This window comes from Spartinivicinus poritis, assembly GCF_028858535.1.
Classification (GTDB): Bacteria; Pseudomonadota; Gammaproteobacteria; order Pseudomonadales; family Zooshikellaceae; genus Spartinivicinus; species Spartinivicinus poritis.
In genome coordinates this window covers 1-7,519 of the sequence record NZ_JAPMOU010000100.1, presented here as the reverse complement: position 1 = coordinate 7,519, position 7,519 = coordinate 1, and the positions used below count along the sequence as shown (strand labels likewise).

The 7,519-nt window shown below is 38.4% G+C and carries 6 protein-coding genes; 3 read left to right on the top strand and 3 right to left on the bottom strand.

Going from position 1 to position 7,519, the window contains the following annotated elements; genetic code table 11:
* Positions 1-167: 167 nt before the first annotated feature.
* Positions 168-1,838, bottom strand: coding sequence for a tetratricopeptide repeat protein (locus ORQ98_RS28415; protein WP_274692210.1), 1,671 nt, complete (start codon positions 1,836-1,838; stop codon positions 168-170).
* Between the two features lie 471 nt (positions 1,839-2,309).
* Between ORQ98_RS28415 and ORQ98_RS28410 the strand changes: the two genes are divergently transcribed.
* Positions 2,310-2,873 (top strand): type 2 periplasmic-binding domain-containing protein, encoded by a 564-nt coding sequence (locus tag ORQ98_RS28410; protein WP_274692209.1) that lies wholly within the window; start codon positions 2,310-2,312, stop codon positions 2,871-2,873.
* 628 nt (positions 2,874-3,501) lie between these two features.
* A complete protein-coding gene (locus tag ORQ98_RS28405; protein WP_274692208.1) occupies positions 3,502-5,712 on the top strand; it encodes a hypothetical protein in 2,211 nt (736 codons plus the stop codon).
* Here the strand turns inward: ORQ98_RS28405 and ORQ98_RS28400 are convergent.
* Together ORQ98_RS28400 and ORQ98_RS28395 are read right to left on the bottom strand one after the other, a co-directional pair.
* Entirely contained in the window at positions 5,695-6,021 is a 327-nt protein-coding gene (locus ORQ98_RS28400) for a GNAT family N-acetyltransferase (RefSeq protein ID WP_274692207.1), read from the bottom strand. The two genes, ORQ98_RS28405 and ORQ98_RS28400, sit on opposite strands and share 18 nt — an antisense overlap.
* Positions 6,000-6,347, bottom strand: coding sequence for a hypothetical protein (locus tag ORQ98_RS28395; RefSeq protein WP_274692206.1), 348 nt, complete (start codon positions 6,345-6,347; stop codon positions 6,000-6,002). The genes ORQ98_RS28400 and ORQ98_RS28395 overlap by 22 nt, the downstream gene beginning before the upstream one ends.
* A 70-nt stretch (positions 6,348-6,417) precedes the next feature.
* On the opposite strand from ORQ98_RS28395, the gene ORQ98_RS28390 reads away from it, so the two are divergent.
* Positions 6,418-7,131, top strand: a complete 714-nt coding sequence (locus ORQ98_RS28390) for an AraC family transcriptional regulator (RefSeq protein ID WP_274692205.1) — start codon at positions 6,418-6,420, stop codon at positions 7,129-7,131.
* Positions 7,132-7,519: the final 388 nt, after the last annotated feature.

Here is a 7,519-nt window from a genome sequence, read left to right as displayed (position 1 = left end):
TGAGCTGTATGCAGTGAAAGTTGCACGTACAGTTCTTAGGAGGGCGGCAGCTGGTAACAGGTGCCGCCTATCCGACTCTGAAAATTTTTATTTTATGCAAACTAGCCGAGGGAACACAATTAAAGTAATACCTCTTATAGGTATTGTAGGGAGATAATTCCCGGAGTTTAGAGTGCTTGATGTTTCTCAAGAAATTTCCTGCTTTGCTTGAGGCTTTCTCTGATTTCCTTCCCCTTTGTTTGTTGTGCCAATTTTTGTACTGAAGGAGCGGCAATATCAAATAACTTCTTGTAATAGAGCTTGGCTTTGGTGGAATTACCTGCCAGCTCGTTCGCATGGCCAATTCCATAAATACTGTTTAAACGATTCGGTGAAATAGCAAGACTGGCTTCATAGGCATTTATAGCATCCTGATAATTTGCCGTTAGTATCAACATATCTCCCAGTAGTTCTCTGGCGGGTAACACCACTCCGGGTGTGACGGGGTGTTTATCGACAGAATCTTCAAGATCTGCAGCTTGACGCATCATAGCAAGAGCAGCCTTAGTGTCTCCATTCATAAAACGAATCCAGGCTGCAATAGTTTTGCGCTGAGCATCCACCAATACCGCCCAGTAGTTACTACCCGCCTGTTTGGTTTTTGCATAAAGTTCGTCCATCACCTGAATACTTTGCTGGGCTGATGCGAAATCCCCGCTTCTTGTCGCTCCTAGGCCTTTAGCGAAATAACTAATCGCCTCCACCTGGGGAAACTTCTCCCAGGGAAAGCTTGCGGGCACACGGGATTCTAATTCTGCAGCCTCTCGCCAGCGATGACGCTCCAGTGCAAAACGGGCTGGCATTGAGGCCAAAGCATAGGCACTGACGAAGGTTTCCTGGTGCTTATTAGCAGTATTCATATCCTTAAGTGTTTTTTTAGCCGCTTGGTCATCTCCCCTTTGCAAATGGGCGTAGAGCAAATAATCCAAAGCATGAAGATAGTGGTGGGAGATAAAATCTCCAGCAGGGTAATTCAACGCTGCTTTTGCAGATCGCACATTCCATTGAACCACATCAGGCCAGAGGCCTATACGGACAAAAATATGGGTGGGCATATGGAGCGCATGGGGTACATCTGGGGCGATTTTATCGTAAGCTCGGGCGGCAGTAATGGCACGATTAGCAAGCAGGGGATTGTCATAGGCGTGAATTGTATAGTGGATCACACCAGGATGTTGGGGGGCGCGCTGATAAAGCTTTTCCAGCAGTTTTCCCGCCTCTTTTTGGTGGCTATAGGATTTATCTTCTTTGGGAGCAGTAGCGAGATGTGAGAGCGCGTAAAAAGCCGCAGCATTGATATCATCAGACAGTTGTTGGAAGGTTTTGTGTTGCGCCGCTTCCCAGGCAGCAATCCGTTGTGGGTGTGTTAGAGACTGCCAGTTATTAAAAAACGCTTCTGTGGCAGTAATATAGCTTTTCTCCCTTGGGCTAATAGTTTGAATGGTTTTGGCTTTATTTATTGCCTGCCAACCCTCGTCAAGTTTTTCCTCACTGGGACGCCCCGGCCACAGGGGCTGAAACAAAGTCATCGCAACCCCCCAGTAGGCCATAGCACAATTGGGTTCCTGCTGAGTTAAATCGGTAAAGTGTTCTTTGGCCTGTGCATACATCATATGGTGTAGCAAGACTAGGGCGCGTTCAAATTTTTGTCGAGCATCATCACTGCAGGAGATAGGGAATTCAATTTTACCGATATTTTTTCGATCAGTTTTTATATTGCTGTCCTGGTGCGCAAAGGAGGTGGCGGGACAAAGAAAGGTAATAAGAGTTATAAAAAAAACTATTAATTTAAGTTTCATTGCTCGCCTCTCTCAAAATTTTGCGCCAATCTATTGCATAGCATAGTTAATATTTCTAGAGAAAGTGCAGAAGTGTAATTGAGAGGGATGCCTCCTATAGTGGCTTCATCAATTACGCTAGGTCTTCCAGGTCGTGGAAGGTCAAATAGGCTATCTAATCCTTCTTCAATAAAGCAGATTTTCCATTTATAAATACTTTTGCGGAAAGTTTACAGAAGCTGGTCTATGTAGGTAGGACAATGCCCCTCATCGAGCATTGCCCTTATTGTTAACCCTTGTGGTAAATTGGTTAGTCGAAGCTACGTGCTCAATTTGGATTTATCACTATTTGCCAAACGAAATTCATTTATAGTATTCATGCTACTAATATATCAAACAATAAGTGTTACCTTATTTTCCGCATGATCCAGTAGCTATAACTTTACTATTAGTTTACCTTTATTCTCACCAGTAAAAAGTAAATTCAATCCGGTGATTGCAGACTCTAAACCTTCTATTACTGGCATGATCGACGGTGCTTTTGTTTTCTCCTATAAAGATTCTCGCAAGGACATGGGCCAATACCCTATGACAAATGGCAAGCTTGATAGCAGTCGCCGAATTGCAGTGATGAGTTATTATTTCTACGTTCCTGCAAACTCTCCCATATCATGGAATGGCAAAGCATTAATAAATACATCCCAGCAGGTGGGCGCTAATATGGGGTATTCCATAGTTGGGGATTTAAGAAAAATAGGTATTACCGTAGAAGAAGCCATAAGCACCGAGCAAAATCTAAGAAAATTGATGTCGGGAAGAATCTCAGCCTATGCCGCACAGGACTTCACCGCTGATGCATCTTTAAAGGCTCTAGGTATTAAACAGGTTAAGAAACTTCAGCCACCAATTAAAACTAAAGACTATTTTCTTATATTCAGTCATCAATTTGTAGGGGATCACCCCGATTTAGCAAAGCAACTTTGGACTAGTATAGGTAAGCACAGGGACCAGGTTACCGAGGCCAGTAGCCATAAATATGTTAGCACATCAAAATAGCCTGCTCTTCACATCCCCTCCTTTATATTTATTGTATAAACTAGCAGAGTTTTCTGCTAAAACATGCTTATCAAAGGGCTATGAAGAGTTGATTGTCAATATGAGGATGGAAAACCAAATCCAAACAAAGCGAGAGTATTCAAAAATTTGTGGAATATACAACAGTCGCTGAACAGGGCAATGACAGGCGAAAAAGTGTAACTTATCTGCTTGTGAGTGTGAAAAGAAAATCACCGACTTTTTTCGTATCATCAATCAAAAGTCAAGTTATACAAAAAAAGAACTATCATTGCCTTAGGTGTTTGTTCCAACTTTCATCCACCCTTAATTAATATAATTGAATATAAAATGACTTATTGCAAATAGCCGCAAAAACATTTGATTATACAAAACTATTTGTACATCAGAACAGTCAGTTTACTTTAAAGGAGAAAAATAGGCATACTTATATACAACCACCATTAAACCCACCCTAATAAATAACTAACAAAGTAAGCTTGTGATAAAGTTGGCATTAACACCATTGCAATTATGGCATTCATTTAAAACAATAAAAGCAAATAACAAGACAAAGCCATATGGTTTTACTTCACAAAGTCCTAATAACAAATATTATTGAGGGTGTACGATGGACATTTCAAGTATTAATCTTCGTTCTCAACCACAAACAAGCCATAGCCTTACAAGTACTAGTCAAAAAAATTCAAACTCAAACACTCCTCAAGGCTTTGATAAACTAGTTAGACTGTTATTAGGTAATATATTTACCAATAAAAATAAATCACCTTCACAACAACAGCTAAAACTTTCCAATGATATTGCAAAAAAAACAACATCAAATCCTATTGCACAACAAATAATGGTTGATTTACTGTCAGGTCAAGCCCCAGAGAAACTTAACGAATATTTATCAAATTCAGCCCCTCTCATTAATACTCATTGGGCAGATCAAATAACTAGAAAACTTATTGAAACTAAAGGTTTTTCAGGTTCAATTACTCTGAAAGGAAGTAATATAGAAAAAGGAGCAACAATTACAGTTAGAAGTAATAACGAGATAACAGAATATCAAGATGGAGGTTCTGGAGATTTAGATGGCAAAAGAAATGGCATTATAACGACCGCCTCTATATCAGCATATGGAGACATTACAATATCTGTAGATAATAATAGAGCTCCCGACTTTAACCTAAAAATAAACACAAAAAACATCCAACTTGTTAAAAGTGTTGAGACTGGTGACCAAGATGCTTTAAGCCATGCCCCCAATGTATCAATACAAAATAATGATAAAGCTTTACAATTAACAGCTAATTTTTCTCAAAATCAAATTTCCTTATTCAAAAAAATAACAAACGGAAACTTAATAGGTAACTCAGGAAGTAGCCCCTCTGATCCTAATAACCGTTTATTTGAACAACAACTTCTAAGTGGAAGTGTTAATCCTGAAGCTGTTAGCGATCTATTAAATAACGTAGAAGAAACAAGAAAAGATGCAATACAATCTGTTAATGAAAGGCTATATGATGTCGTTAATAATATTAGGGAGTTAGATACTGTATACTTTCAAAAACCTAGATCGAATGATAGTTCTACACTTGCCAGTGAAAAATTATTTGATGGTCTTCAACAGATTCGTTCTGCTTGGAACAATTTACAGTCAGTATTTGGCGATCTAAATAATGCGTTGCAAAAAGCACGAGATTTAGGTGTTTCAGATGACTATTTAGCCGCTGGACTGAATGCTATTAAATTTAATGGACAAACCGGCTCTGAAGCAATAGTTCATATGGAGTCAATCATTCAGTCATCAGTAGACACTTTTTTAAATAAAGCAACTCAACTGATGAAATCTGGAGACGAATTAATTACTAATATTGAAGACTATGAAGAAAAGAAAAGGACATTAGATGCCCTTGAGACTGCGATGAGCTTTATAACACTAGCAACATCAGGAGCAGGAATGGCAAGAGGTTTGTTTAAGGGTATCAGATCCTTTATGAAAGTATCGCGTCAAACCAAGCAATTAAAAGAAGCTGCAAACTTGTCTCAACGCGCCGCAGATGATGCGAATAAAAAACTTCAAAATGCAATTAAGCAGTCTAATATCGTGAACATAGGAGTTGGATCAGGTGGAATTAAACCTAAACCGACTGTTCGTGAAAGCTTGAGGGAACGAGCACTTACAGCACAGAAGATAGCTGGCGATGCACAAGTCAAATTAAGTGATAGCCAAAAAGCAAGGAGCAAAGCAAGAAATGCTCTCATTGACGCAAGCATTAAACCCGTCGATTGGTCAGCTACAGCAACTAGAACAATGTCTTCTACTATGAATAAATACCAACTAAATCCAAGTGAAGCAAATAAAGAACTAAGTGAACAAGTTAGTCACTTTATGAGTACAGGCGATAGTTCTGCTCTAAGAAAGTCAGATTCTTTCAAGCGCTTCCAGAATACATTTACTGACTTGTTTATTAAGTATGCCTGGAAGACCGGAAACTACAGCAGAATACCAGAGAACGAAAACAACAATCAGCGTACTATTTTTGTTGAACAAAGTGCAACTGATAATGAGACATCAACTCAATATCAAAAAATCAAGTGGGAAATGGTATCACAAGCTAAAGAACTAAATAAAAATAGTAATGGAGTATATTACTACGTTAAAGATGACAAAGAAGAATATTTATTTCATAACAAATATATTTTAACAATAAATAAAATTGACATTGGAACTTATCTTCCAATAACTCACAAGAATGTACTTATCAAAGGGCACAATGACACTGATCAACGCCGGATACCATCAGGACTGCCTGAGTTAAAGCATATTAAATAAAATCAAAAAATAGCTTCGGTCTTCAAATGGCCTAACCACAACTGACTGAAGCTTTCCACTTTGAGGTATACCCATTTTTTTATAAAATGCAACGGCTGGCTCAAACTCAGGGCCACTATAAATTTCTATAAAAAAACGCTTATACCCTAACTTTCTAGCTTCATCTACTAACAGCTTAGAAGCAACAGAGGAATAGCCATTTCTTTGGTAGTCAGGATCAATAGATAGCCAACCTCCCCATACATTTTCCTGAGGCCCCCATGTATAATGATGTAAACCGATGGTTCCTATAATTTTATCACCCAACATAATATTAAAAAGTTTACGTCCATCATCAACCCCACACTACGTACAAAATATGAGCAAAGAAAATTAATCACCGGTTTTAGTTTTCCAATCACATTACCACTATAAGAATGATCCTCAAACTGACTATCACTTACTTGTGAAACCACATCGATTTTTAGCGCAGCATCAGAAAAGCCTGTCTCATTCACATCAAGCCACATGACAAATGGGATGTGAGCATTGCAAAAATAATATTGCTTGGCATTTTGGTTAGCTAATGTGACCCATAGTGTATTAGATGGATGTTCTTTGGCAGCATAACCAATGAGCACCGAGGCGTTAGCCACAATAGACTTAACTTAGGCTAATGATTCACCTACACTTTGTGGTAGTTTTAATTGAACAATAATATATGTAATGGGTAAATTTTTGAGACAAATTACAAAATCGTACCAGAATGACTTCTATACTTCCCGTCATGCTCATAGTGAGGGTCAAATAGTCTACATTCACAATGGGTGTTGTATCATTAGTATTGAGAACTACAGTTTCACTGTAGTTAGTGGTCAAATGTTTTGGATACCACCAAACTTAGTTCATGAGGCATATTTTTTACAGAAAAGCCATCTGAGCATAATTTATCTTGATGAGCTAAAGTCTAACTTATTTGGCTCTGAGCCAGAGCAAATTAGAGTAACCCACCTTTGGGCTTTATTAATAAATGATTTTATATCCCGACAATCGGGAATGTCTACTGCAGAGCTTGACGCATATAACACAGTGCTATTAGAGCAACTGTCGCAGCAAATGCCAGTAAAAAGTAATTATCGTCTTGATGGAAAAATTGACAAAAGGCTATTACCAATCATTAACCATTTATGCCTTCAGCCTAATATAAAAACCAACCTTGATCAGTTTACTTACCTTTGTGGGGCTTCTCAAAGAACACTTAATCGACTGTTTCTGTCAACCTTTGGTATGTCTTTTAGAGATTGGCGTAAAGCTATCGTGATGGAGAAAGCCCAGCAATTATCTAACCAAGGACATAAAATGACAGACATTGCATATGAGCTGGGGTACAGCAGCATATCCGCGTTCTCAACAGCACTTAACAAATTCTCTAGCGATTAAAAAGTAATCTTTGCTTTAATGGATGATTTCTAGGCTCATAGGGTCTCGGCACTCGATGGCCTACAGTTAATGCTTTTTTATATCAAGTAATGTTGTTATCGCTCTCGGCATAGAGGCAAAATCTGGCGTAACAAAAAGAACGAATGGCGCAAATTCAGAAGTTTCTACATTTGTCTGATTTTATCATATTGATAGTAGTCAAATGAGGAATAAAATGAATAAGTTTTTTAAAAAATTCTCGACGCCACTAGTGATAATTAGCGGATTATTAGTAGCTATCTCTGGATTTATGCTTTTTTTTAATATTAACCCCAGCCCTTTCAAGGTGAGAATACAACCAATCTGGACATAACTTAATCAGATCGTGACTTTAGATTGTAACTCCTCC

Bases quoted from the DNA above. Each gene is read 5' to 3' on its own strand.
- ORQ98_RS28415 (WP_274692210.1), bottom strand. From the start codon at position 1,838: ATGAAACTTAAATTAATAGTTTTTTTTATAACTCTTATTACCTTTCTT.
- ORQ98_RS28405 (WP_274692208.1), top strand. From the start codon at position 3,502: ATGGACATTTCAAGTATTAATCTTCGTTCTCAACCACAAACAAGCCAT.
- ORQ98_RS28400 (WP_274692207.1), bottom strand. From the start codon at position 6,021: ATGTTGGGTGATAAAATTATAGGAACCATCGGTTTACATCATTATACA.
- ORQ98_RS28390 (WP_274692205.1), top strand. From the start codon at position 6,418: ATGGGTAAATTTTTGAGACAAATTACAAAATCGTACCAGAATGACTTC.